Source organism: Collinsella sp. AF08-23 (assembly GCF_003479805.1).
Classification (GTDB): Bacteria; Actinomycetota; Coriobacteriia; order Coriobacteriales; family Coriobacteriaceae; genus Collinsella.
Map to the genome: position 1 here is coordinate 92,242 of NZ_QUHV01000001.1, position 26,643 is coordinate 118,884.

General features: G+C 61.7%; 20 protein-coding genes. 19 read left to right on the forward strand and 1 reads right to left on the reverse strand.

Annotated elements, in window-relative coordinates; all coding sequences use genetic code 11:
• Positions 1–47: 47 nt before the first annotated feature.
• Positions 48–1,106 (reverse strand): ribonucleotide-diphosphate reductase subunit beta, encoded by a 1,059-nt coding sequence (locus tag DWV48_RS00330; protein WP_118652311.1) that lies wholly within the window; start codon positions 1,104–1,106, stop codon positions 48–50.
• 167 nt (positions 1,107–1,273) lie between these two features.
• Between DWV48_RS00330 and DWV48_RS00335 the strand changes: the two genes are divergently transcribed.
• From DWV48_RS00335 to DWV48_RS00425, 19 genes are all read left to right on the forward strand, one after another.
• Entirely contained in the window at positions 1,274–3,901 is a 2,628-nt protein-coding gene (locus tag DWV48_RS00335; RefSeq protein ID WP_118652313.1) for a ribonucleoside-diphosphate reductase subunit alpha, read from the forward strand.
• Between the two features lie 214 nt (positions 3,902–4,115).
• Complete coding sequence (locus DWV48_RS00340) at positions 4,116–4,511, forward strand: helix-turn-helix domain-containing protein (RefSeq protein WP_158574780.1); 396 nt, start codon at positions 4,116–4,118, stop codon at positions 4,509–4,511.
• A 118-nt stretch (positions 4,512–4,629) separates the two neighbouring features.
• On the forward strand, positions 4,630–5,814 hold the full coding sequence (locus DWV48_RS00345; RefSeq protein ID WP_118652317.1) for an FprA family A-type flavoprotein: 1,185 nt from the start codon (positions 4,630–4,632) through the stop codon (positions 5,812–5,814).
• 295 nt (positions 5,815–6,109) lie between these two features.
• Positions 6,110–8,992, forward strand: a complete 2,883-nt coding sequence (locus DWV48_RS00350; protein WP_118652319.1) for a proton-conducting transporter membrane subunit — start codon at positions 6,110–6,112, stop codon at positions 8,990–8,992.
• Between the two features lie 12 nt (positions 8,993–9,004).
• Complete coding sequence (locus DWV48_RS00355; RefSeq protein WP_233545986.1) at positions 9,005–9,559, forward strand: NADH-quinone oxidoreductase subunit B family protein; 555 nt, start codon at positions 9,005–9,007, stop codon at positions 9,557–9,559.
• On the forward strand, positions 9,560–10,261 hold the full coding sequence (locus tag DWV48_RS00360) for an NADH-quinone oxidoreductase subunit C (protein WP_118652321.1): 702 nt from the start codon (positions 9,560–9,562) through the stop codon (positions 10,259–10,261).
• 2 nt (positions 10,262–10,263) lie between these two features.
• Positions 10,264–11,358 (forward strand): nickel-dependent hydrogenase large subunit, encoded by a 1,095-nt coding sequence (locus tag DWV48_RS00365; protein ID WP_118652323.1) that lies wholly within the window; start codon positions 10,264–10,266, stop codon positions 11,356–11,358.
• A gap of 7 nt (positions 11,359–11,365) precedes the next feature.
• Positions 11,366–11,863 carry a 4Fe-4S dicluster domain-containing protein gene (locus tag DWV48_RS00370; RefSeq protein WP_118652325.1) on the forward strand — a complete coding sequence of 166 codons (498 nt, stop codon included), beginning with the start codon at positions 11,366–11,368 and terminating at the stop codon, positions 11,861–11,863.
• Between the two features lie 140 nt (positions 11,864–12,003).
• Positions 12,004–13,869, forward strand: a complete 1,866-nt coding sequence (gene asnB / locus DWV48_RS00375) for an asparagine synthase (glutamine-hydrolyzing) (protein ID WP_118652327.1) — start codon at positions 12,004–12,006, stop codon at positions 13,867–13,869.
• 94 nt (positions 13,870–13,963) lie between these two features.
• The gene (locus DWV48_RS00380) at positions 13,964–15,574 is read left to right on the forward strand and encodes a Mur ligase family protein (protein WP_118652329.1); all 1,611 of its coding nucleotides are present in this window, start codon (positions 13,964–13,966) and stop codon (positions 15,572–15,574) included.
• Positions 15,575–16,030: 456 nt separating this feature from the next.
• Complete coding sequence (locus DWV48_RS00385; protein ID WP_118652331.1) at positions 16,031–17,233, forward strand: DUF362 domain-containing protein; 1,203 nt, start codon at positions 16,031–16,033, stop codon at positions 17,231–17,233.
• Between the two features lie 259 nt (positions 17,234–17,492).
• Positions 17,493–18,317 (forward strand): hemolysin III family protein, encoded by an 825-nt coding sequence (locus DWV48_RS00390; RefSeq protein WP_233545988.1) that lies wholly within the window; start codon positions 17,493–17,495, stop codon positions 18,315–18,317.
• A gap of 89 nt (positions 18,318–18,406) precedes the next feature.
• Positions 18,407–19,762, forward strand: coding sequence for a hemolysin family protein (locus tag DWV48_RS00395; RefSeq protein WP_233545990.1), 1,356 nt, complete (start codon positions 18,407–18,409; stop codon positions 19,760–19,762).
• Between the two features lie 49 nt (positions 19,763–19,811).
• Positions 19,812–20,420, forward strand: a complete 609-nt coding sequence (locus tag DWV48_RS00400; RefSeq protein ID WP_118652333.1) for a hypothetical protein — start codon at positions 19,812–19,814, stop codon at positions 20,418–20,420.
• A gap of 110 nt (positions 20,421–20,530) precedes the next feature.
• Positions 20,531–20,911: a YtxH domain-containing protein gene (locus DWV48_RS00405; RefSeq protein ID WP_118652335.1), complete on the forward strand. Its 381-nt coding sequence runs from the start codon at positions 20,531–20,533 to the stop codon at positions 20,909–20,911.
• A gap of 15 nt (positions 20,912–20,926) precedes the next feature.
• Positions 20,927–21,718 (forward strand): PRC-barrel domain containing protein, encoded by a 792-nt coding sequence (locus DWV48_RS00410; protein ID WP_118652337.1) that lies wholly within the window; start codon positions 20,927–20,929, stop codon positions 21,716–21,718.
• 17 nt (positions 21,719–21,735) lie between these two features.
• Positions 21,736–23,130 carry a polysaccharide deacetylase family protein gene (locus tag DWV48_RS00415; protein ID WP_118652339.1) on the forward strand — a complete coding sequence of 465 codons (1,395 nt, stop codon included), beginning with the start codon at positions 21,736–21,738 and terminating at the stop codon, positions 23,128–23,130.
• Positions 23,131–23,208: 78 nt separating this feature from the next.
• Positions 23,209–24,462, forward strand: coding sequence for a polysaccharide deacetylase family protein (locus DWV48_RS00420; RefSeq protein ID WP_158574781.1), 1,254 nt, complete (start codon positions 23,209–23,211; stop codon positions 24,460–24,462).
• 288 nt (positions 24,463–24,750) lie between these two features.
• Positions 24,751–26,637 (forward strand): magnesium transporter, encoded by a 1,887-nt coding sequence (locus tag DWV48_RS00425; protein ID WP_118652343.1) that lies wholly within the window; start codon positions 24,751–24,753, stop codon positions 26,635–26,637.
• The last annotated feature ends 6 nt before the right edge of the window (positions 26,638–26,643 follow it).

Sequence of the window (26,643 nt, forward strand, 5' to 3'; positions counted from 1 at the left end):
TCTTTGCACGATACGCAAATGGGGATAGCCCCTTTTTGCACATCTCTCTACAGGTCGTCCACCAGCGCGGTGCTCTTGGCATATGCGGTGGACTTCGCCTCGAAGAAGTCGGTCTTTACCATGTTCGCGTTGGAGTACTGGCTCACCCACGCCATGTCCTCGGGCTCGGAGCGATAGCCCTCATACAGCTGGCCAAATCCCAGCGAGCTCCAGCGAAGGTTGCCGAGGTACTTGATGTAGCCCTCGACCATATCGCCCGTGAGCCCGGGAATCGCATCGCCCAGTACGTAACGGCCCCAGGCGATTTCCTGGCGCACGCCCTCCTCGAGCATTTCCCTCAGCATCGCCACGTTCTCATCGGAAAACAGCTGCGGCTCCTCCTTTTGCAACTCGAGGATGATGCTGCGGAACAGCCACAGGTGCGTGTTCTCGTCGCGGTTGATGTAGCGGATCTCCTGCGCGCTGCCGGGCATTTTGCCCAAGCGTGCGAGGTTGTAGAAGAACATGAATCCGGAATAGAAATACACGCCCTCCAAGATGAAGTTCGCCATGAGGACGCGCAGGAACGTGCGCGCGTCGCGGCGCTCTTGGAACTCGTTGTACAGGTCGCCGATGAACGTGTTGCGCGCGAGCAGGTGCTCGTCGGTCTTCCATTGGTACAGAATCTCATTGCGCTTGGCGGGGTCGCAGATGGTGTCGAGCATGTACGAATAGCTCTGCGAATGCACGCTCTCCTGGAACGCCTGGATCGAGAGGCAGAGATTCACCTCGTTGGCCGTGATGTACTCGGCGATGTTGGGAAGGTTCGCCGACTGCAGGGAGTCGAGGAACACGAGGAACGACAGGATTTTGTCATAGGCGGCGCGCTCGGCGGGGGAGAGGCGCGGGTAATCTTTAACGTCCTGGGTGAGGTTGATTTCCTCGGGGATCCAAAAGTTGTTCATCGCCTGGCGGTACCAGCTTGAGACCCAGGGGTACTTCATGTTGTTGAAGTCGTTGAGGTTGGTGGTGTTGCCGCCGATCATACGGCGGTCGCGCACATCGATGTCGCCATTGGGGTTGAACAACGGTTTCTTAACGAGTGCCTGGCGATCTTCGATGGTCATGGCGAATTCCTTCCTTCCCGTTGGGCGCACGTATGATCCTTAGTGGTTTTAGTATACGATACAAAAATAGAAACAGTTAGGCTATGCTTATATACCCGACATATTGATAGAACGTATCACTCAGATGTCTATATATAGTGTTTTCACCGAGAACGCAAGGAGATGCCATGGTGCACGCAGCGGACGTCATCAAAAAACGCGATGGGCGTATGGAGGCCTACGAGGGCCGCAAGATCGTCGAGGCGATGCGTCGTGCTTTCGAGGAGGTCGCGCTGGGGAAGGTAGCCGCGCCCGAGACGAGCGCCCCTGCGGGCGCCGCCTCTTCCCCTGCGGTTTCGGCCGACGAGCTGGCGGCGCTGCTGTCGCATGTGGAGTCGGCAATGGCGCGTGAACAGGTCACGACCGTCGAGGGGATTCAGGACCTTGTCGAACGCGCCCTCATGGAGCGGGGCCACTTCGACGTGGCGAAGAGCTACATCCTGTACCGTCACGAGCGTGCCGAGAGGCGTTCCGTCCGCTCCGATTTGGCAATCGCGGTCGCTGCGGGAGACGCCGACCTTGCCTCCGGATTGGACGAAGTCCTCTCCCGTATCCAGCGGGACTTCGATGACCCCGTCTACGACCTTGCCATGCTTGCCGCGCGCTACCGCGCCCTCATCGGTGCGGACGCCACGGCTTCGGACCGCATGGGCGCCCTGGTTCGTGGCGCGGTTGAGCTCACGAGCCAAGAGGCGCCTCGCTGGGAGTTCATCGCGGCACGCCTGCACGGGTTCGCGTTCAGCCGTGAGCTCATATCGACGCGCCGCGCGCTCGGCATCGACACGTTCGGCCAGCTTGTTCGTCATCTCACCGACCAGGGCCTGTATGGGGCGTATATCCTCACGGCCTATTCGGTCGCTGAGCTCGATCGGGCCGCGTCGTTTCTCGAGCCCGCGCGCGACGAGCTGTTCACCTACTCCGGCCTCGATTTGCTCATTCAGCGCTACGTGATCCACGCCCACGACCACACGCCGCTCGAGAGCCCGCAGGAGATGTTCCTTGGCATCGCCCTGCACCTTGCCATGAACGAGGATTCCCAGACGCGCCTCGAATGGGTTCGCCGTTTTTACGACATGCTCAGCAAGCTCGAGGTCACCATGGCCACGCCTACCATGAGCAACGCCCGCAAGCCCGATCACCAGCTCTCCAGCTGCTTTATCGACACCGTGCCCGACAGCCTGGTGGGCATCTACCGCAGCATCGACAACTTTGCCCAGGTGAGCAAGTACGGTGGCGGCATGGGCATGTATCTTGGCAAGGTCCGCGCCACGGGTGGATCCATCCGCGGCTTCGAGGGTGTTGCCGGCGGCGTCATCCGCTGGATTCGCGTGATCAACGACACCGCCGTTGCCGTCGACCAGCTCGGCATGCGTCAGGGCGCCGTGGCCGTCTACCTCGACGCCTGGCACCGCGACCTGCCCGAGTTCTTGAACCTGCGCACGAACAACGGCGACGACCGCATGAAAGCGCATGACGTTTTCCCCGCCGTATGCTATCCGGACCTGTTCTGGCGTATGGCGGAGGAGAGCCTCGATCAGGACTGGCATCTCATGTGCCCGCATGACATCTTGACGGTGAAGGGCTACGCGCTGGAGGACAGCTACGGCGAGGAGTGGGAGCGCCGGTACCGCGACTGCGTCGCCGACCCCCGCATCCCCAAACGAACCATTCTCATCAAGGATATGGTGCGCCTCATCCTCAAGAGTGCCGTCGAGACGGGTACCCCGTTCGCGTTTATGCGCGATGCGGTCAACCGGGCCAACCCCAATCCGCATGAGGGCATCATCTACTGCTCCAATCTCTGCACCGAGATCGCGCAGAACACAAGTGCAATCCAGGAGGTTTCCCGCGAGGTTGTCACGGAGGATGGCGACACGGTGGTGGTGACCACCACGCGTCCGGGCGACTTTGTGGTCTGCAACCTCGCGAGCCTTTCGCTCGGACGCCTGCCCGTGGAGGACGACGCCGTCATGGAGCGGGTGATCGAGACGGCCGTGCGCGCGCTCGACAACGTCATCGACCTCAACTTCTACGCGCTTCCCTACGCCCGGCTCACCAACCATCGCTACCGTTCGATCGGCTTGGGCGTATCGGGGTACCACCATATGCTCGCCAAACGCGGTGTGAGCTGGGAGAGCGATGAGCATCTGCGTTTTGTGGACGAGGTGTTCGAGCGCATCAACTACCACGCGATCAGCGCGAGCGAGCGTTTGGCGGAGGAGCGCGGCGCGAACGGGGTCTTTGAGGGTAGCGACTGGCAGAGCGGTGCATACTTCGAGAAGCGCGAGTACCTGGATGGAGAGCCGAGTCTGGGCGTTGGGCGCTGGCGCGAGCTCGCTGCGCGCGTACGCGAGCACGGCGTGCGCAACGCCTATCTGCTTGCCGTGGCCCCCACCAGCTCGACGTCGATCCTTTCGGGCACCACCCCGGGCATCGATCCCATCATGCGGAAGTTCTTCCTGGAAGAAAAGAAGGGCGCGATGTTGCCTCGTGTTGCCCCGGACCTTTCGCCTCGCACGTATTGGTACTACAAGCCGGCGCACTATATCGATCAGCAGTGGAGTGTGCGGGCGGCGGGTGTGCGCCAGCGTCATATCGACCAGGCCCAATCGATGAACCTGTACATCACGAACGATTACACGCTGCGCCAGGTGCTCAATTTGTACCTCGAGGCCTGGCGACGGGGCGTCAAGACCATCTATTACGTGCGGAGCAAGTCACTCGAGGTCGAGGAATGCGAATCCTGTTCCGCATAGAAGGTGGGGAGGGGCGTCCGCGAAGGTCTGCGGACTGTTCGTTTGGAAGTAACATATGTCTATAAACTCACAGATGTGCTCTCTCTGTGCGCTTCGACATATACCTGTTTTTTAAGTGGGCTTACGTATGAGGGCAATCTATACTGGCACGAATCCGATATACCCGATATGCCGATCAACGTAACAGAAACGAGCGACTCGAGAGGTGAACCCCGTGGTGGATCAAAAAACAGGACGAGTGTACAGTGCTAAGGTGCGCCGTCAGGCGGTCGCCGCGCTTTCGGAGGGTGCAGGTCATCGCGCCCTTGCCTCGAAGTTGGGGATACCCGATGCGACCGCACGTCAGTGGGCGCGCGCCTACGCGGTTGGCGGTAGGGCCGCAGTGCTCAACGCCGGTTCGCGCCATCGGGTGTATCCCTATGAGCTCAAGCTTTCTGCCGTGAAGGATCGCTTGGAGAACGGCATGACCGTGCGCGAGGTTATGATCAAGCATGGCATCCCGAGCGAGTCCTCCGTCAAGACGTGGTGCCGCCAGTATCGGGAGCATGGTGCCGAGGCTTTGGTGAATAAGCCCCGCGGCGTCAAGCCAAAGAACCGCTCCCTTGACTAATCGCTCCGCTGTTAGAGCGCGGCATGGGGTTATGTTCCCATGCCGCGCCCTCTTTTTGCGCACATGCTAGAATGCTGTCTCGAATCAGCGGCTGCAAACATGGCAGAAAGGGTTCAACATGCTGAATGCAATCGAGATCTCCCCTAAGGTCTGGTGGGTTGGCGGCATCGACTGGAACGAGCGACTGTTCCACGGCTATACCACCGAACGCGGTATCACGTATAACGCTTATCTCATCATGGATGAGAAGATCACCCTCATCGACACGTGCAAGGCAACGTTCGCGGACGAGCTCGTCCAGCGCATTTCCCAGGTGGTCGATCCCGCCAAGATCGACGTGGTCATCACCAACCATGTTGAGATGGATCACTCCGGCTCCCTGCCGGTGATTCACAAGATCGCCCCGAATGCGCAGATCTATGCCAGCGCTGGGGCGGGCGTCAACGAGGTCCGCGCGCATTTTGGCATCGAGGCGACTCCGGTCAAGAGCGGCGACACCCTGTGCATTGGCGAGCGCACGCTCACCTTTGTGACCACTCCCATGGTTCATTGGCCCGACAACATGGTTACGTATTCCGACGTCGACCAGATCCTGTTCTCCAACGATGCGTTTGGCCAGCACTACGCCACTACCAAGCGCTTCGACGACGAGAACGACCTCTGCGAGATCTTCAAGCAGGCCAAGAAGTACTACGCGAACATCGTGTGGCCCTACGGTATGCAGGCACACAAGGCCCTCGAGGCGGTCAAGGCCCTCGAGCTCAAGATGGTCGCCCCCAGCCACGGCTGCATCTGGCGTTCGCATATCCCCGAGATCCTCGAGCGCTACGAGGCTTGGACCACGTATCAGACCGAGGAGAAGGCCGTGGTGGTCTTCGATTCGATGTGGCATTCGACCGAGTCCATGGCGCGCGAGATCTGCGACGCGTTTATCGCAGAGGGTGTTTCCGCCCAGCTCATCGACCTCAAGAACACGCACATCTCCGACATCATGCTCTACATGTGCGATGCCAGGTACGTTGCGGTCGGTTCGCCCACCCTCAATTCCAACATGCTGCCCACCGTGGCGAGCTTCCTCACCTACATGCGCGGTCTTTCGCCCAAGAACGACCAGCGTATCGGCCTTGCCTTTGGCTCCTACGGTTGGGCTCCGCTCGGCCCCAAGCAGGTGTACGCCGAGCTCGAGAACGCGAAGTTCCAGCTGCCGGTGCCCGTGGTTGCCCAGCAGTGGATTCCGAGCGAGGAGAACCTCTCCGAGCTGCAGGACACGGTCCGCAAGATGATCGAGGCCGCCCGCGCGTAGCGCGCACGATTGGTCATGCGCGCACGATTATGCAATCGGGCGACATGTTCACCGTGATGGGGCGTCATAAAACAATATGTGTGGGGTTTATTCGGAACGACCGAGTAGACCCCCATTTTTTATCGCGCCTTGCGGGAGTCCCACGAATGACGGCGCCATGGGGCAATGACGGCACAATTGGCGATCTCACGCCGCTTGCCGATTGAAAGGACTAAACTTATACGTCTGACATAGTCTGCCGCAGTACACCTGCCGCTTTGCGTGTGAGCGACAGCCCAATGGAGGAGAGGGACCTATGGGACTGATTTGGTGTTTGATCGCGGTGCCGTTGATCACGGCCGCACTGTTGCTCGTCTTTAAGGGCGAGCGGGCGCGTCGACCCATCACGATTGGTGGAGCGGCGGTGACGGCGGCGATGTCGGTGCTCGTTGCCGCGCAGACGTTCACCGTTGAGGCGGGTGCCCTGCATGCCATTGCAAGCTTTGAGTTTTCGCAGTCGACGAGCTATGTGATCTCCTGGGTCATGACGGCAGTCGACATCGTGCTGTGCGCGGTGATCTTGTGGAGTGCCATTCGCTACAAGAATCGCATCGCGCTCGCGCTTGGCCTGATTCAGACGGTGGGCATCGTGCTCTTTGCCCAAATGACCTTGGGAGCCGGCCCGAGCCACATGCTTGCCGTGCCCGTATATGTGGATACGCTTTCACTTATCATGATCTTGATCGTGGGCCTGGTCGGTAGCGCCATCTGCGTGTACGCGCTGGGTTACATGCATGACTTCCAGCACCATCAGCCCGCCGATGCCCCCGATCGCCGCCATGTCTTCGCGGCGCTCATGTTCACCTTCTTGTCGGCCATGTTCGTGATCGTGGTTTCGGATAACCTGGAGTGGCTGTTCACCGGATGGGAAATTACCACGGTCTGCTCCTTCCTCATGATCGGCTACACCCGCACGCCCGAGGCGATTAAGAACTCGTTCACGCAGATCAACCTCAACATGGTGGGCGGTCTGGCGTTCCTCGCCGCGCTCATCCTCGTGCACGCGGCGGGGCTGCCCATGTCGCTCACGAGTCTGATTGCGGCGGGGAAGGGCACCCAGGCGGATCTGCTCATCGTGCCCCTCATGCTGCTCTCGGTTGCCGGCCTCACCAAGGCTGCGCAGATGCCGTTCCATCGCTGGCTGCTGGGAGCCATGGTCGCCCCCACTCCCACGAGCGCGCTGCTCCACTCCTCCACCATGGTCAAGGCGGGCGTGTTCCTGCTGGTCAAGCTTGCCCCCCTGTATCTGGTGTTCCCGGCGGCATCGACGATGGTGGTGCTCGTGGGTGGCATCACCTTCGTGCTGTGCAGCTTCATGGCCATCACGCAGAGCAACGCCAAGCGCGTACTCGCGTACTCGACCATCGCCAACCTGGGCCTCATGTCCGCATGCGCGGGTGTGGGCACCGCCGAGGCCGTTTGGGCCGCCATCTTCCTCATGATCTTCCATACGGTGTCCAAGTCCACCTTGTTCTTGTGCGTGGGCACGGTGGAGCACCGCATTGGCAGCCGCAACATCGAGGACATGGATGGCCTTTTCAGCCGCCTGCCCCATCTCACGCGCTTCATGATGCTCGGCATCATGGGCATGTTCGTGGCGCCCTTTGGCATGCTTGTCTCCAAGTGGGCGACGCTGGTGTCCTTCGCCGAGACGGGCAACGTGCTCTTTCTCATCATGTTGGCGTTCGGTTCCGCTGCTACCTTCTTCTATTGGGCCAAGTGGCTGGGCAAGCTCTCGGGTGTTTCCCAGAAGGCCGAGAACCAGGAGGCGGGTGTCCACAAGAGCGAGTGGGCGGCCATCGGTTTTATCTCCGCGCTGCTGCTCGTCTGCTGCGTGTGCCTGCCCTTGATCTCCCAGGGCGTGGTTGCCCCGTACCTCACCTTTGCGTTCGGCGACGCGCCGCAGCTCATCGACATGGACAATATGCTCATCATGGCCGTGATCGTGGTGTTCATCGCCATTGTGCTGCTCACGCCGTGGGGCCGCGCCACCAATAAGCGCCGTATGGCCGTTTATCTGGGCGGCACCTGCACCGATCCCGATAGCCGTCGCTACCACGGCTCGATGGGCCGCACCATGACGTCGTCCAAGCGCAACTGGTACATGGCCGACATCTTCCCCGAGGGTGCGCTGAGCACGATCGGCCTCATCCTGTGCACCGCCGTGATCCTTATGGGGTTCGCCGCTTGCTTCATCTTCGACCCCGCCGTACTCGCCGGCGGCAGCTTCCTGGTCGAGCGCACCGTGCGTCTGGTGGGTCCGGGGCTGGGCGGCATCGCCGTGGGTGTTGTGGTCTTTGGCGTGTGCGCACCTATTGCCGGTTGCCTGCTTGACGGCCTTGACCGCAAGGTGAGTGCCGGCATGCAGGGCCGTGTGGGTCCCCGCCTGCTGCAGCCCTACTACGATCTGCGCAAGCTCCTCGTCAAGGAGCAGGCGACGGTCAATGCGGTGGACGAGGCGTACGTCACGTGCGGACTGATTTTCGTGGTCCTCGCCGGTGGCCTGTTCATCTCCGGCTCCAACCTGCTCATGTGCGTGTTCCTGGTCACGCTCGGCACGCTCTTCGTGATCGTGGCGGCGTACTCGTCACGCTCCCCCTATTCCGATACGGGCGCCGACCGCGAGTGCCTGCAGGTCATGAGCTACGAGCCCATGCTGCTCATCATGACGGTGGGCTTCTTCACCGCCACGCAGTCCTTCGACATCGCATCGCTCACCACGCTCGAGAGCCCCATCATCTGCGTACTTGTGCCGATCTTCATCGGCCTGCTGTTCATCCTCACTATCAAGCTGCGTAAGTCCCCGTTCGACCTCTCCTACAGCCATCACGCGCACCAGGAGATCGTCAAGGGCATCACCACCGAGATGAGCGGCCGTACGCTCGCCATCGTGGACGTGATGCACTGGTGCGAGAGCGTGCTGTTCCTCATGTGGGTCGGCATGTTCTTCATTTGGGATAACCCCATCTCGTTCGCAGTCGCCGCCATCGTGATGGCGCTCGTGTGGTTCTTCGAGGTATGGATTGATAACAACTTCGCCCGCGTCAAGTGGCAGCTCTGCCTCAAGCTCGCGTGGCTCGTGGCGCTCGTGATGGGCGTCGTCAACCTGTTCTACGTGCTCATCACGCCGTTTATCTAAGGGAGCTATGAGATGGGATACTCTTCGAAATCGCCGTGGCTCATCCATTACGATGGGTCGAGCTGCAACGGCTGCGACATCGAGGTGCTCGACTCCATGATGCCGCTCTACGACATCGAGCGCTTTGGCATTATCAACACGGGCAACCCCAAGCACGCCGACATCTTCTTGGTGACCGGCTCTGTGAACGCGCAGAACATCGAGGTCGTGCGCCATATCTACGATCAGATGCTCGAACCCAAGGTCGTGGTGGCCTGCGGAATCTGCGCCTGCACCGGCGGCGTGTTCCGCGATTGCTACAACGTGATCGGCGGCGTGGACAAGGCCATTCCGGTCGACGTGTATGCGCCTGGTTGCGCCGTGCGTCCTGAAACGATCATCGACGCGGTGCTGCAGGCCGTGAAGATCTTGGACGAGAAGGCCAAACTGATGGCGGAGGGCAAGGATCCCGCCACCGCGCCGCGCGCGGGCATCCTGCCTCCCAAGGGTTGCGCCTGCGCTCAGGATGCCGATGGCTCCACCGCAAATTCCACCGCCGCGAAGACCGACGAAAAGAAGGAGGCGTAGATGTACACGACGTCCTTTGTGGACCTGCCGCTCGAGGAGCTGCTCACGCGTGTGCAAACGCTCAAGCACGAGGGCATACGCTTTGTGCAGATGTGCGCCGAGACCACTGAGCGGGGTATCGACCTGCTGTACACGTTCTATGACGAGACCACGCAAAACGCGCTCAACCTGTGCGTCTACGGTATTGACGAGTCGAGCCGCGTCCCCTCGATCCAAGGTCTCTACTTCGCCGCATTCTCGTATGAAAACGAGGCCCACGACCTGTATGGCGTGCGGTTCGTGAACATGAAGCTCGATTTTGGCGGCCATTTCTTCAATTTGGCCACCTCCGAGCCCATGACGATCATCACGCCCGAGATGAAGGCCGAGCGCGAGAAGCTCGCCAAGAAGAAGGCTGCCGCCGCGGCAAAGGCCGAGGCTGCGGCAAAGAAGGCCCGTGAAGCCGCCGAAGCCGCTCAGGCCGAGCGCGCTCTGGGCACGAGTGCCGCCGAGGCAGATTCCGCCGCCGTCGCCGCGGTGAACGCGGCTGCGCCTGCACCGACGCCCGCGCCTGCCGCCAAGCCCGCCATGACGGCAGAGGAGCGCGCCGCCAAGATGGAGGCCAAGCTCGCAAACATGGATCCCGAGAAGGCGGCGAAGATCCGCGCGGCGCTCGCCGCGAAGGCCGCGAAGGACGCCGCTGCAGGAAAGGACGGTGAGTAGGCATGGCGACTCGTTCCGTTATCCCGTTCGGTCCGCAGCACCCGGTGCTTCCCGAGCCCGTGCACCTCGATCTCGTCGTTGAAGACGAGCATGTCATCGAGGCCATTCCCCAGATTGGATTTGTGCACCGCGGCCTTGAGAAGCTCGTGGAAAAGCGCGACTACAACCAGTTCGTCTACATTGCCGAGCGCGTGTGCGGCATCTGCAGCTTTGGCCATGGTTATGGCTACGCCAGCGCCACGGAGAAGCTGCTGGGTATTGAGATCCCCCGCCGTGCCGACTACCTGCGCGCCATCCTCGAGGAGCTCTCCCGCATCCATTCGCACCTGCTGTGGCTCGGCCTGCTCGCCGATGCGTTTGGCTTTGAGAGCCTCTTCAACCACTGCTGGCGCCTGCGCGAGACGATCCTCGACATCTTCCAAGAGACGTGTGGCGGTCGCATCATCTTGTCGATCACCATCGTGGGCGGCATGGCTCACGACATCGACGACGCCATGCTGCGCCGTGTGTGTGAGAAGCTCGACGGCATCCAGCGCGACTATCGCGAGATCGTGGACACCATGTTGAACGATTCCTCGGTGCGCAGCCGCCTGGAAGGCGTGGGCACCATCAGCTTCGAGGATGCGCTCGAGCTCTCCATGGTCGGTCCGTTCGCGAAGGGCTCCGGCGTTGAGCATGACATGCGCACCACCGGCTTTGGCGCCTACGGCGACTTGGAGCACTTCGAGCCCATCATCGCCACCGAGGGCGACTGCTTCGCCCGTTGTAAGGTGCGTTGCGAGGAGGTGTTCCAGTCCATCGCGATCATCAAGGAGCTCGTGGCTAAGATTCCGCATGACGGCATTGGCTCGCGTCCGCTTCCCAAGGTGCTCCCGCCGGAGAACAGTCAGTCCCACGTGCTCATTGAGCAGCCCCGCGGCGAGGCCTTCTACTACGTGCGCGGTAACGGCACCAAGTACCTGGACCGCTTCCGCCTGCGCACGCCCACCTCGCAGAACCTTGCCGGCATGGTGCGCGCTATGCAGGGCGTGGACGTCGCGGACGTGCCCATGATCATCCTCACGATCGACCCGTGCATCTCCTGCACGGAAAGGTAGGCGCTCCATGGGTAGCTTCAAACTAGGCAAAATGACGCTGCGCTCGCTGTTTGGCAAGCCGGCGACGGTCCAATATCCCGCCGAGCAGGTGCCGGCCATGTCCTACGAGCACATGCGCGGTCATGTGGCGTGCGACATCGACGCGTGCATTCTATGCGGCATGTGCCAGCGCGCATGTCCCGTGGGTGCCATCGCGGTCGATCGCAAGGGCGGGACGTGGTCCATCGATCCGTACCGTTGCGTTCAGTGTGCATGCTGCACGCACGAATGCCCCAAGGACTGCCTGTCCATGGGTGCCGCGTGCGCGCCTGCCACCACGGAGCTGACGGTGACCACGCTGCATAAGCCTGTTGAGGAGAAGCCCGCCACGGGTGAAGGCGCGTCTGGTGCCGGGGCGGAGAAGCCCGCTCGCAAGAAGGTGCAGCTCACGCCCGAGCAGGAGGCGCGTGTCGCCGCGGCCCGCGCACGCAAGGCCGCCAAGGAAGCCGCGAAGGCGGATGTGTAAAAAGGGGCAGTCCCTCTTCTGCACATCGTTTACGCTGACAACGCTGTTTTATTGAAGGGTGGGTTGCGGCCCGCCCTTCGTTATACAATTTTGGACATACGTGATTTTTGCTAAGGAAACTGCGCAAGAAAGGTTTGTCCATGTGCGGATTCGTAGGTTTTACCGGCCATGTCGAGGACGACGAGCGCGTTCTCACGGCGATGATGGACCGCATTGTCCACCGCGGTCCCGACATGGGCGGAACCCATATCAAAGATGGCGTGGCGTTGGGTTTCCGCCGCCTGTCCATTCTCGACCTCACCGAGGCGGGAGCCCAGCCCATGGGCAACGAGGACGGCTCGGTCTTTGTGGTGTTCAACGGCGAGATCTACAACTTCCAAGAGCTCCGCGCCGAGCTCGAGGCCGCGGGTCACACGTTCCACTGCAACGCCGACACCGAGGTCCTCGTGCACGGCTATGAGGAGTGGGGTGAGGGCCTGGTCGAGCGCCTGCGCGGTATGTACGGCTTCGTGGTGCACGACATGCGCTCCGGCAAGCTCTTTGGCGCGCGCGACATCTTCGGCATCAAGCCGTTCTACTACTACCAGTCCGACGAGGGCGACTTGATGTTCGGCTCCGAGATCAAGAGCTTCCTCGAGCATCCGCATTTCAAGAAGGCCGTGAACAAGCAGGCGCTGCGTCCGTATCTCACCATGCAGTTCCCCGCGACCGACGAGACCTTCTTCGCCGGCGTCTTCAAGTTGCCGGCGGCGCACTGCTTCACCTACGACATCGCCGCGGCGCGCATGGACGTGCGCCGCTACTGGGATGCCGATTTCTCGGACGACAATTCCAAGACGTTCGACGAGTACGTGGAGGAATGCGACCAGGTGGTCCACGAGAGCGTCGCCGCGCACCGCATCGCCGACGTCAAGGTCGGCTCGTTCCTCTCTGGCGGCGTGGATTCCAGTTATATCGCCGCGTGCCTCATGCCCGACAAGACGTTCTCGGTGGGCTTTGACTACAAGGACTTCAACGAGACGAATTACGCCAAGGAGCTTTCCGACAAGCTTGGGATCGAAAACTACCGCAAGATGGTGACGGCGGACGAGTTCTTCGAGGTGCTCCCCCAGATCCAGTACCACATGGATGAGCCGCAGAGCAATCTGTCGAGCGTGCCGCTGTGGTTCCTCGCCCAGCTCGCGGCCGAGCAGGTCACGGTCGTGCTTTCCGGCGAGGGTGCCGACGAGCTGTTCGCGGGGTACGCCTACTACGAGGACGTGCCCTCGATCGCTCGCTTCAAGCGGATTATCCCCCGCGGCATCCGTCGCGCCCTGGGAAACTTCGTGGCCGATAAGCCGTACTTCAAGGGCAGGAACTTCCTGCTCAAGGCGGCGGAGATGCCCGAGAAGTGGTTCACGGGCCAGGCCTTCGTGTACCGCCCCGACGAGATCGACGACGTCGTGAGACCCGAGTACGCCGGCGGCCCCGACGCGTTCGAACTGTGCGCCCCCGTCTACAGCCGCGTCCAGAATTTCTGCGACCTGTCCAAGCGCCAGTACCTCGATATGAACATGTGGCTGCCCGGCGACATCCTGCTCAAGGCCGACAAGATGTGCATGGCCCATTCGCTCGAGCTCCGCGTCCCGTTCCTCGACAAGAAGGTCATGGAGTTCGCCGAGCATATCCCGGCGCGCTTCCGCGTGAACGAGAACGGCAACAAGCAGGTTGTCCGTCACGCCGCCAATCGTATCCTGCCCGACGAGTGGGCCACACGCCCCAAGAAGGGCTTCCCGGTCCCGCTCAAGTTCTGGCTGCGCGAGCAGAAGTACTACGACTACGTAAAGGAGTACTTCACCGCCCCGTGGGCCGAGGAGTTCTTCGACACCGGGAAGCTCATGGCGATGCTCGACGATCATTTCGAGGGCCGCGCGCTCAACCAGCGCAAGATCTATACCGCGCTCACGTTCCTCATCTGGTACAAGCGCTACTTCATCGACGAGGACGCGCCTGCCGCCGCCGCGTAGCGCCCATGCGGACTGTCATCCGCAAACGATTGAACTAAAGCTGCGGGCGGACGTTGCATCAACTCCGCCCGCATTCGCATAGTGAGGAGACACCATGCCTAAAGATTCCCTTGCTCCCTCGGACAAGTGCTCTACGGCGTTGCCCCTGTTGACGCTGGAACAGTTGGCGCTCGCCTTGGAGGCGCAGGACATCTCCGTGCGGATCGTGGGCGATCCTTCGCGCGTTGTCTCGGGCATGGCCATTGACTCCCGCATAGTTGAGCCGGGCAATCTGTTCGTGTGCAAAGGCGCTGCGTTTCGCCCTGCATTTCTCGGCGGTGCCATCGAGGACGGTGCCGCCGCATATATGTGCGAGGGCGTTGGCGCCGAACTCGGGGTCCCTTCGGAGTTGCTCGCCGTGTCTCCATTGACCCCTGCGCTCGTCGTGTCCGATGTTCGCCGTGCCATGGCGATCGTGGCGCCTACCGTGTATGGGAACCCCGAGAAGGGGCTGCATATCGTGGGCATTACGGGCACCAAGGGAAAATCCACGGTGGCGTATATGCTAAGGTCCATCTTCTCGGCAGCTGGAATCGACGCCTCTATCTTGGGTTCCATCGAAACGGACGACGGCTTTGTCCACGAGGAGAGCCACAACACCACGCCCGAGGCTCCGGATTTGTGGCGCCACCTGTATAACACTACGCGCGCCGGTCGAGATCACATGGTGATGGAGGTCTCGAGCCAGGGCCTCAAGTACGACCGCGTGCTGGGGCTTCCGCTTGAAATCGGTTGCTTCCTCAACATCGGCCGCGATCACATCTCTGGCGTGGAGCACCCCGATTTCGAAGATTACTTCACCTCGAAGCTGCGCATCTTCGATCAGTGCTCCATTGCGGTGGTGAACGCGCGAACCGAGCACGTCGACCGCGTGCTTGCCGCCGCCGCGCATGCCGACCAGGTGGTCACGTTTGCCGTGGAGCATGCGCAAGGGCAGCCCGACGATCGCCGTACAGTCGAGGTACAGTTCAGTGCAACCGACATTGCCCAGCTGCCCACGGGTGGTCTGGCGTTCACCGTGCGTGAGCGCGCCTCAAGTGGGCAGACGGCGTGCGCCGAGCGTGTCGAACTCGGCATGCCCGGTTTGTTCAACGTGGACAACGCGTTGGCAGCAGTGGTCATGGCGCGCCTGCTCGGCGTGGACTACGACTCCATCCGTGCGGGCCTTGCCCAGATTCGCGTTCCTGGGCGCATGGAGCTCGTGTCGTCTGCGGACGGCAAGGTGCTGGCAATCGTCGATTACGCACACAACGAGCTCTCTTTTGAGACCCTGTTCAAGTCCGTGAAGGCCGAGTATCCCGACCGTCGTGTGGTTGCCCTGTTCGGCGCTCCCGGCGGCAAGGCGCAGGAGCGCCGTGAGGCCCTGCCGCGCGTTGCCGGAGCCTATGCGGACCATATTGTGTATACCGAGGAAGACCCCGCGCACGAGCGCGTCGAGGATATCTGCGCCGAGTTGGCCTCCAATACGCCGGCAGGCGTTTCCCACGAGGTCATCCTCGACCGCGAGCAGGCTGTGAGGCAGGTGCTTGCGAGCGTGCTCGCCGCGGCGGAACGATCCGTGGTTCTGCTGCTTGCAAAGGGCGATGAGACACGACAGCATCGCGGCGACGAGTATCCCGAGGTAAAGAGCGATCTCGCGATTGCTCGTGAGGTGCTCGAAGGGTAGGCGTGGCGTCTGCACGCGCTACTAGACATGGCGTCCGTGCTGACGGGGGCTCTTGCAGTGCGTACGCGATACAAATACGCAAATGTTGAGGCATTTTCGCAAACTTGAAGTAGACCGGGTAGATCTGGTTGCAAAAGCCCTGCTAGATGAAGTGGCGTTTTTTCGAGTACTTCTCCTTCGGCGAAAAAGCCCAACATTTGCGTATTTGCAATCGCCTACGATGCTGCCGCGTCCCTTGGCGAGCTCAAAGAGGCTCGTTCGGCCATGACGTCCTCCAAATTGAGCGATTTTTTCCGATAGGACGGGAAAGAGGGGCCTAAAAGAAAAAAACAGCCATTTCTTTCCGATAGATGCAGCGCGACTGTGAGCGCAACGCGAGAACTCTCTTGCGTTGAAGCTAACTCAAGGTCGTAGAATCTTGAGCCAAAAGGTGTCCGTGAGCGAGAAAGAGGAACCATGAGCGCTGTGTCCGCTACTGCACCCGCCAAGGTCTATTACACCAACCTGCGCACGCATGGGCGCGAGAGCCAGCTCGACAAGCTCAAGCGTCTCATCCGTCGCGCGGGCATCGAGCAGATCGACTTCGAGAACAAGTTTGTTGCCATCAAGATTCACTTTGGCGAGCTGGGCAACCTCTCCTTCCTGCGCCCCAACTATGCCCGCGCCGTTGCCGACGTGGTTAAGGAGCTGGGCGGCATGCCCTTCCTCACCGACTGCAACACGCTGTACGTGGGCAGCCGCAAGAACGCGCTCGAGCATATCGACTGCGCGTACCAAAACGGCTTCACCCCGTATGCCACGGGCTGCCAGGTCATCATCGCCGACGGCCTCAAAGGTACGGACGAGACGCTCGTTCCAGTCAAGAACGGCGAGTACGTGCAGGAGGCCAAGATCGGCCACGCCCTCATGGACGCCGACATCGTCATCAGCCTCACGCACTTCAAGGGGCATGAGCAGGCCGGTTTCGGCGGCTGCATGAAGAATCTCGGGATGGGTGGCGGTAGCCGTGCCGGCAAGATGGAGCAGCACGCCGCCGGCAAGCCCAGCGTGCACGAGGGCGCGTGCATCGGGTGTCGCGCGTGCGAGCGCATCTGCGCCCACGGCGCGGTGAGCTTCCCCACCACGCGCGAGCGCACGCTCAAGAACGGCAAGGTGGTGGAGACGCCCGTCGCCCACATCGACCACGACCGATGCTTGGGCTGCGGCCGCTGCGTGGGCGCGTGCAACCAGGACGCCGTCAAGCCCGACTACGGCGCTGCGGTCGATGTGCTCAACTGCAAGATTGCCGAGTACACGCAAGCTGTCGTGCAGGATCGTCCGAGCTTCCACATTTCGCTCGCCATCGACGTCAGCCCCAACTGCGACTGTCATGCCGAGAACGATACGCCCATCGTGCCCGATATCGGTATGTTCGCGAGCTTCGATCCCGTGGCGATCGACCAGGCCTGCATCGATGCGGCGCTCAAGATGCCCGCCATGCCCAACACTGAGCTCACCGAGATGCGCGATAAGCTCGACGCCGCTGGTGGCGTGCCCGAGCACTGCGCGCACGACCACTTCAACATGACGCATCCCGACACCAACTGGCGCTCTATGATTGAGCACGGCGAGAAGATCGGCCTCGGTACGAGCAACTACGAGCTCATCGAGGTCAAGTAGGGGTAACAGCGCTTTCGTTTTCCATTGAGGGTAGGAATGTCGAAAATCGCCCTGCTTTCGAGCGGCTTTTTCGACAATCCTACCCTCTGAGAAGGGGATCCCAGTCGAGTTGCGCGCATAGCTCCGGCGCATGGGCTATTCACTTGATTCAGTTGAGGTCGGGTTAAGAAGTGTGCCCGGGTCCACCTGCGATATGCAGGGGGCCCGGGTTCTGCTATAGTTCTGAACAATGCACCGATTTTGGAGGCCGAACAGCCACATGCCGGACACCAGTGACAGTCTCACGCCGCGGCCAGACGTCGCGGCTGCCCCTGTTCCCATAGCGCGCGCCGACGCGGCATCGCGGGCGCAGCGCTTGCTCCATGCTGCCGAATCGGGCGCTAAGGGCGCCGCCGTTACCGTTGGAGCTCCCGTCAAGGCTGCGGCCCGTGCTGTCAGGCGTCGTCTACCTCCTCAATACACGTTGGGCGAGGAGATCGCCAATTCAATCACCCATGGCATCGGTGCCGCCTTGGGCGTCGCGGCGCTTGTCGTCATGATCGTCAAGGCCGCCGTTGCCGGCTCGCACCCCGCGTCGCTTGCGAGCGCGATCATCTTCGGCATCGCCCTCATCCTCGAGTATCTTGCATCCACGCTGTATCATGCCATTGCTCCGGCAGCCGCCAAGCGTGTGTTCCGCATCATCGATCACAGCTGCATTTACGTGCTCATCGCGGGTACCTACACGCCGTTTTGCCTCATCACCCTCGGCGAGGCGGGCGGCATACCGCTGTGCATCGCGGTATGGGCTCTTGCCATCGCGGGCGTGCTGTTCGAGGCGTTCATGCGCGAGCGACAGCCCCATTGGCTCACCGCCGTCATGTACGTGGCCATGGGCTGGCTCGTGCTGTTCCGCTTGCCGCAACTTATCGAGGCGCTCCATCCTACAGCGTTGTTCCTGCTCGCCGCCGGCGGTGTGTGCTACACCATCGGCGCGGTGTTCTATGTGCTCAAGAAGATCCGCTACATGCACACGGTGTTTCACGTGTGGGTGCTCGCCGGTAGTGTCCTTCAGTTCTTGGCGGTGGTCCTCTTCGTGATCTAGTCTCGCGTCCCGCCGTCGACGGGCGCGGGACCCCGCATGCCCGCCGACAATGACCTGCACACCTACCCAGGAGGTTCGAAACCGTCCCCATGGACATCACCATAAGCATCATCACAACCCTTGTCCTCACCGTCGTCAACGGGTACTTTTCCATGTCCGAGATGGCGCTCACCACGGCAAAGCGCGCCGTGCTCGACCACGAGGCGGAAGAAGGCGACCGCCGCGCCGCCCGCGCCGCCGAGCTTGCGTCGGACTCCGGCAACTTCCTCGCTACCATCCAGGTCGCCATCACGCTCGTCGGCTTCGCCTCGTCGGCCGTCGCCTCGACGAACCTGTCCGACCCGCTTGCCCAATGGCTCTCGAGCTTTGGCATCGCACCTCTCTCGGCGGTCGCACCGGGTCTCGCCCCGGTGATCATTACCCTGATCGTCTCCTACCTGTCCATCGTCGTTGGTGAGCTCGTGCCCAAACGCATCGCGCTGGCCGACGCGGAGGGTATGGCAAAGCGCGTGGCCCAGCCGCTCACCGTGTTCCAGAAGATCGCTCGCCCGCTCGTGTGGCTCACGCAAGCATCTGCGAACGGCCTCGCCGCGCTTATGCGCATCAAGAGCGCGGATGACCGCCAGAACGTCTCCGAGGAGGAGATCAAGTACATGATCAACGAGCAGGACACGCTGCTCGATGAGGAGAAGCGCATCATCCACGAGGTGTTCGACCTGGGCGACGCCTCCGCGCGCGAGGTCATGGTGCCCCGCGTCGATGTGACCATGGTCGAGGACGTCCAGACGGTCTCCGAGGTTATGGGGCTGCTTTGCCAGACGGGCTACTCGCGCGTACCGGTCTTTCACGAGGACCAGGACAGTGTGGTGGGCATCGCGCACATCAAGGACCTGATCGCACCCGCCATGGGCGAGGGCGCCGACCGCCCGGTGAGCGACTTCATGCGCGATGCAACGTTCATCCCCGATACGAAGGACATCCTGCCGCTGCTTTCCGAGATGCAAACCGCCCATGACCAGATCGTGGTCGTGGTTGACGAGTACGGCGGAACGGCAGGCATCATCACCATCGAGGATATCGTCGAGGAGATCGTCGGCGAGATCGAGGACGAGTTCGACCCCGACAACAAGTACCTCACGCGCCTCTCCAAGAGGGAATGGCTCGTGGACGGTCGCTTTCCCTGCGACGACGCCATCGAGCTCGGCTGGCCCATTGAGGAAAGCGACGAGTACGAGACCATCGCCGGCTGGATTCTGGACCTTTGCGATTCGCTCCCGGATATCGGTGAGGTTTTCGAGGCGGAGGGGTACAAGTTCAAGGTGCAGTCCATGCGTGGTCAGCGCATTTCGCTCGTGCGCGTTATCGCTCCGTCCGAGGAAGAGCTCGCCGCCGCGAACGAGGGCACCGACCGGCAGCCCGACACGTCGACCGACCAGGGCGAGTAGGCGAATAAGGCAAACGAAGAGCGCGACTGGAAACTGGAAAGGAGCGGCCATGGCCGATCTGTTCAACATTCTCAAGGTCACGATAGGCCCCAAAAAGCTCACCGCCCGCGTGCTGGTGAATCCCGGCATGCCGCTCATGACGTCCGAGGACGTCGAGGCCACAGCGCGCGTCTACTACCTGGCACCGGCAATCGCCGAGCATCTGTGCCTGGGTGATGCAGGTTCCAAGTTTCAGGATTGCATGGGACATACGGAGCTCGCCCACCTGCTTGAGCATCTCACGGTCGAGATTATGAATGAGACGGGCCTCGCGGGCACCATCTCGACGGGGCGTACGCGGAACGTGATGGGCGACGACCGCCTGTTCGACGTCGAGGTATCGTGCCCCGACGATGCCCTTGCCATCGGCGCCCTTTCCTCGGCGACGTTCATGATGAACTGGGCCTTCCTGCATCATGATCAGACGCCGCCGGATTTCCCGGGGACGGTTGCCGCCCTGACGAGCCTGGTGAGCAATTTGCGCGGCAACGCCGCCGAGCCCGACTCGCCCGAAGAGACGGAGGAAGAGCAGGCCTTTGGCGCAATCGACACCGAGGGCGCAGTTGTCGAACCGCATGATGCGGAGGGTGTCGTGTACGGCGGAGCCGCCGCTGAGTAATCGAGGCGTGTTACGTGACGATGGGCTCATGCCCATTGTCGCAAGCGCATGCGTATAATGGTTGAAGCAAATGATCTGGATGGACATCTGAGTCCAACAAAGGAGTAAACATGGGCAAGGGTATGAGTTTTGTCGCAGGCGCCGCGCTGGGCGCTGCAGCCGGCGTGGTTTTGGGCGTTCTGTACGCGCCCCGTTCCGGCTCCGAGACCCGCGCTATGGCGGCCGACATGGCCAACGACGCGTGGGACTCCGCGCGTGACATGTACGAGCAGGGCATCGATCAGGCCCGCGCCGCCATGGATGATTTCGGCCCCACCATGGACGCCGCCACGGATGAGCTGCGCGCCAAGGTCGATCTTGCCCGCGAGCGCATGGACCAGCTCCGCGAGCAGCTGAACGATGCCGTAAACGCCGGTACCGTCACCCCTGCTGCCGACGTCGTGGTCGAGACGGTCGCCCCCGAGGCCTCTGACGTCGCCGTTCAGGCGTAGCGTCTCGACATCCGAATGCTTGCCGGCGATTTCACGGGAATCAAGCTCTATAAGCTGCCCGCTCAAGACAAGAGGATTAAAAAAGACGGGACCCCGCGCGAACCAAAGAAGGTTGGCAAGATCCACTACCCGGTGTTCACCCCCGAGGGAACCCGGGTGGTGGGCTTTATGCTGCGCCTGCCGGATATCGCCGGGATGGTCAAGCAGCCCGATCGCTTTATCGCGTATGACGCCATAGGCGTGAGCGGCGACGTGATGGTCGCCAAGGATGACCGCGCGGCGTTCGACAATGCAGCGGCTAAGCGGTTGGGCATCAACCTCGATGCCTGCCTCATCTGGACGGGCATGGATGTTCGCACGGTCTCCGGCAGGCCGGTCGGCTTTTGCTCCGATGCCGATTTCAATCCCAAAACTGGCAACGTGACCTCGTTCATCCTCACCGAGGGCGGTGCCTCCAATGCGCTGGTCGGTCACCGGGAGATGCCGGCGTCAATGCTCAAGGGTTACCGCGACGGCGCGATGATCGTGAGCGATGCGGCACTCGACCTTGAGTTCTCGGGCGGTGCCGCCGCCAAGGCCGCCGAGGCGAGCGTGAAGGTCGCCGCCAAGGCGGGGGAGGTCGGTGCCAAGGCGAAAGTCCAGGCCAAGAAGGGCGCCGCCATCATCGACGACGCCGGTTCCAAGGCCCTCGACAAGGGTTCGAAGGCCTTGGGCAAACAGCTCGGCAAGACCAAGGGCATGTTCGGCTCGTTTATGAGCGAATATAAGAAGGCAGCCGGAACGCCGCCAAGAAAACAAAAGAAATAAGCGGGACGGGGGAATCATTGCCTAACTACACCACCTCCTACTCCTCAAAAACAAAACCGCGGTATCGCAAGAACACCGGGAATCAGCTTCCGGGCGGGCGCCGTCGTCAACAGCGCCGCAAGGGGGCGCAGTACCTGCGTAGATCGCAAGGGTTCGGCGGACGCAGACGCCCCGGTCACGGATACGGCGGCAACGATCGCAGGGTATACGCCCTGATCATGGTTGGCTGCGCCTTCTTGTTGTTCGTGGCGAGCATCGTGTGGTACGCCAACCGCAGCGTTGAGATCACACTCAACGGTGCCTCCGTAAAGGTTCGGATCAACTCGGATATCGAGCGCGTCATTTCCGACCAGGAACTCGAGCTCGAGCCCGGCGACCTGCTCGCCGTCGATGACGAGGTACTCGAGAAGGGCGGCGGGACCGCCTACACCGTCACACTTGGCGGAAAGAAGGTTTCGGGCAAGAAGCTCGCTTCCATCCAGCTCGAGGGCGGCGAGGAGGTGACCATCGAAGACGGCGAGGACGTCTATGAAGACCATGACGTCGCCGCGACCACGATTGAACCCACGTTGACCGTTGAGGGCACGGGCCCTGTGCGGTATGTGGAGACATGGGGCAAGGCGGGCCGATCCGAGGTCTGGACTGGGTCCAAGACGGGCAAGGTCGTGGACAAGGGCGTGGTCGAGGAGCCGGTGAACGCGCTGGTAAAGTGCGCGTCGGTGTTGCCGGGCAAAAAAGACGAGAAGTACGTTGCCCTTACGTTCGACGAGGGGCCGAGTAACCAGACCGAGGAAATCATCCGCATTCTCCAGGAGAAGGGCGTCAAGGCGACGTTTTTTGTCTCGGGTGATAAGGTCGCTTCGAATTCCGCTGCCGTGCGTGCGATTGCGGAGTCGGGTAACGAGATCGGTACCAATGCGTACTCGGATGTCGACCTGCGCGAGTTGGGAGCCTCGGACCTGCGCGATCAGATAACGAAGGGGTTCGAGGCGGTCTCGGACGCCGCTGGGACATCGACCGCGTTGCTGCGCCCGCCATTTGGCGAATTCTCCGAGGAGAATTGGGCTGCGGCGATGGATTTGGTGAGCGTTGTGGTTACCTGGAACGTCGATTCGGGCGACTGGCTCTTGCAGGGCGCCGATTCGGTCATCGAGACCGTGACGGGGTCGGTCAGCAACGGCGACATCGTGCTCTTCACCGACAACGACGCGACGGCATCGCAGACCGTGGAAGCGTTGCCCCAGCTCATTGATCGCCTGCTCGAAAGCGGCTACAAATTGGTGACGATATCGGAGCTGATCGCCACCGATGATGATTTGGCGGATGCGATAGACGTAAGCAGCGCCGGGCTGCCCAAAGGCGCTTCTCTTCCCAGCGTGACGCAAGATTCCAGTTCCGGGACGTCCGAATAGCGAGGCTTCGTGGAAATGAACAGTCAGGGTCGTTACTCAGCCAAGAAACGACGCGTTTCGACACCGCGCCCTGCTGTTGTGCCTCGACAGACGCCGGCGGCCCGTTCAGCCGTCGATACCGGATCTGCGCCGTTCCGGGTCGTGCTCCTCGTGTTCGCCGGCGCGCTTTTGCTGGCCGGCGTGGCCTATGGGTACGTTGCCTTTTGGCGGAGCGTCCCCGTTGTGGTTAACGGCGAGCACGTCGACGTGCGAATTCACGCGACCGTTGAGGATATGCTGGATGGCAACGACTTTTTTGGCGTCAAGCCCGGTCGCCTGCTTTCTGTAAGCGGCAACGTGATAGAGGAAGATGGAGGCGAGCGTTGCACCGTCGCGGTGGGCGAGGGCGACAACGCCCAGCCGCTTGCATCCGAGAAGTTCTCGCAGACCGAAGTTGCCGAAGGCGGCATCTTCACCGTATCCGATGGTGCAGATGTCACCGAGCCCCACGCGGAGACCGTCGAGCCCTTGGCCCCCGGCGTCCAAATGGAGGCGGGTGGAGCCATCCAGTACGTCAAGCAGTGGGGCAAGGCAGGTTCGCATACCGTGTGGAAGGGCGAGAAGTCCGGCGAGGTGGTGGACAAGGGCACGATCGAGGAGCCGCAGGACCTGATCATCGGCTCCAGGAACGCGCGGCCCGTCGGTTCCAAAAAGTACATCGCGCTCACGTTTGATGACGGCCCAAGTCGCTACACGCAGGCCATCCTCGATATCTTGGCCCAAAAAAGAGCTAGGGCGACGTTTTTCAATTTGGGCACGAGCGCGGCAGGCAATCCGGCTCTCGCCAAGGCGGTCGTTGATGGCGGTAATGAGCTGGCAAGCCACACGAATGCCCACAAGAACTTGCCCACCGAGGGCGCCGATGAGCTGCGCTCCGAGATCGTGACGGCGTTCGACACCCTGGAGGGCGCATCGGGCTTTCGCCCGCAGATGATTCGCGCCCCGTACGGTGCGTTCACCGCCACCGAGTGGGCCCGCTCCGCCGATTTGCTCAGTTGCAACGTGCTGTGGAATATCGACACACTTGATTGGAAGCGTCCCGGTGCGGATGCGATAACCAAGACGGTGCTCAATCAGGCGTTCAACGGCGCCATCGCCCTCATGCACGATGGTGGGGGCAACCGTGAGCAAGATATCGAAGCGCTGCCCGCGATCATCGACGGCCTGCGCGACGCCGGCTACACGCTCGTGACCGTCAGCGAGCTCATGGAGCTCGACGGTACGTTTCCCCAAGACGTCGTCCAGGGCACCGTCAAGATGCCCGAGGATGCTGACGCGCCGACGGTGGGATAGCGGTGGCGTATCCGGCGTGCCAAAGGGGCGCGTCCCCCAATGGTATGCCTAATGAGGAGTGATGAAGGGCTGTTGGAAGCCTTACAAGACCGTGCGTCCGTGCATGGTATAGTTACAACGGCTGTGCCTTGAGGGGACGGCCGCTTGTTTTGTTTTATGAGAGGGTCACGAGAAAGGCCTGAGGTGAAAGCTAAGCCCCGACCACACAGTCGATGACCCCAGCGGTGCCCCTGCGCTCATGCGCGGTGCGGGAATTCGCCGGGGTGAACCTGCACGTAAAGGAGCACGATGAACTACCTTTCCGAAATGCTGAAGCTGCCGGTGGTCGATGCCGCCGGTGAGAAAATCGGCATCGTCAACGACCTCGGCATTGCCACGGGCGAGGTCTTCCCCCGTGTCACGGCGCTCGCATTCCAGGGCCCGGGCAAAACGCCCTTCATGATCAGTTGGCGCAAGTACGTCGAGCGTTTCGACGACGACGGCGTGTATCTCAAGTACCCTGCCACCGACATTCGCTTCTCCTACCTGCAGCCCGATGAGGTGCTGCTGGCTCGCGACATCATGAACAAGCAGATCGTCGACACGCAGGGCATGAAGGTCGTGCGCGTGAACGACATCAAGCTGTCCACCACCGGCGAGAACCAGCTGCGCCTGCTTGGCGCCGAGGTGGGTGCGCGCGGTCTGCTGCGCGCCATTCATCCGCTGTTCGAGCGCGTGACCGTGAAGGTCGCCAAGATGCTCGGCAAGCCCCTGCCCGAGGACATCATCGCGTGGTCTTACATGGACCTGCTGGAGCGCTCCACCAAGCAGATCAAGCTTTCCGTCTCGCACAAGACGCTTTCCGAGCTGCACCCCGCCGATATCGCCGACATCATCGAGCAGCTCGATCCGCGTTTGCGCACGCAGGTGTTCGCCCAGCTTGACACCGAGCAGGCGGCCGAGGCCATTGCCGAGCTCGACGATGACGAGCTCATGACCGAGATGCTCGAGGGCTTGTCCGACCGCGAGGCCTCGACGATGCTCGCCACGATGGACCCCGACGACGCAGCCGCGCTCATCGAGGAACTCGATTACGAGAAGGCGGAAAAGCTCCTGCGCCTCATGGGCGTCAAAGAGGAGAAGGCCATTCGCGACCTCCTTGGGTACGAGGAGGACACCGCGGGTCGCATCATGACTAATCAGTTCGTGGCCCTGCCCGCCACGGCGACGGTTCAGGACGCCATCGATGCGCTGCGCGATCTGGACGAGGACTTCGAGAGCATCTACTACGTGTACACCACCGACGCCGAGGGCGCGCTCACGGGCGTGCTGTCCATGCGTTCGCTCGTGGTCGCCGATCACACCGACCGCCTGAAGGACCTCGCCTACCGCGACGTGGTGTGGGTCGCCCCCGATCTCGACCAAGAGCAGGTGGCCGACGAGATGACCAAGTACGACCTCGTCGCCATGCCCGTTTGTGATGAGAACCGCCATATCCTGGGTATCGTCACGGTTGACGACGCCCTGGACGTCATCGCCGAGGAGCATGCCGAGGACCTGCAGATCGCAGGTGTGTCGGTGGGCGAGAGCAACGCCGGCGAGTCCACGCACGCTTTTACGTGGTTCTCGCAGCGCCAGTACTGGGTTGTGGTGTGGGCCATCGCGGCGTGCGCCATCGCCGCCATCGTGGTGACACCGTTGGAGCGCCTCGACCTCAACGTCATGGGTATCGCGACGGCCCACCAGATGATCACCAGCCAGGGTCTAACGGCGCTCATGCCCATTTCGATCATGCCGGTCGTGCTCCTCGCCTCCATGCGCATGGTCTCCTTTGTGAAGAACAGCTACCTTGAGTACGACGAGCGCGACGACGAGCCCAAGCCCTACCTCGGGTTCTTCCTCAAGACGACGCTCATCGGCGTTATTCTGGCCGCCGTGGTCTTCCTCTGTGGCGAGCTCATGGCAACGACCCTCTTTGGCGAGGCGGACCCATGGGCAGCGATCGCGCTCCTCTCCTGCTTCAAGGGTGCCGCCGCCGTCATAGTGGGCACGTACGCGAGTGCCGTGATCTACTTCTACGTACTGTTCCGCAGCGACGAGAAGGACCAGAGCATTTCTGGCACCTCGCTTACGTTTGCGGCGGTGCTCCTCTCCGCGTTGGCCTACACCGTACTCGGCACGCTGCCGTTGCTGTAGGGTGTG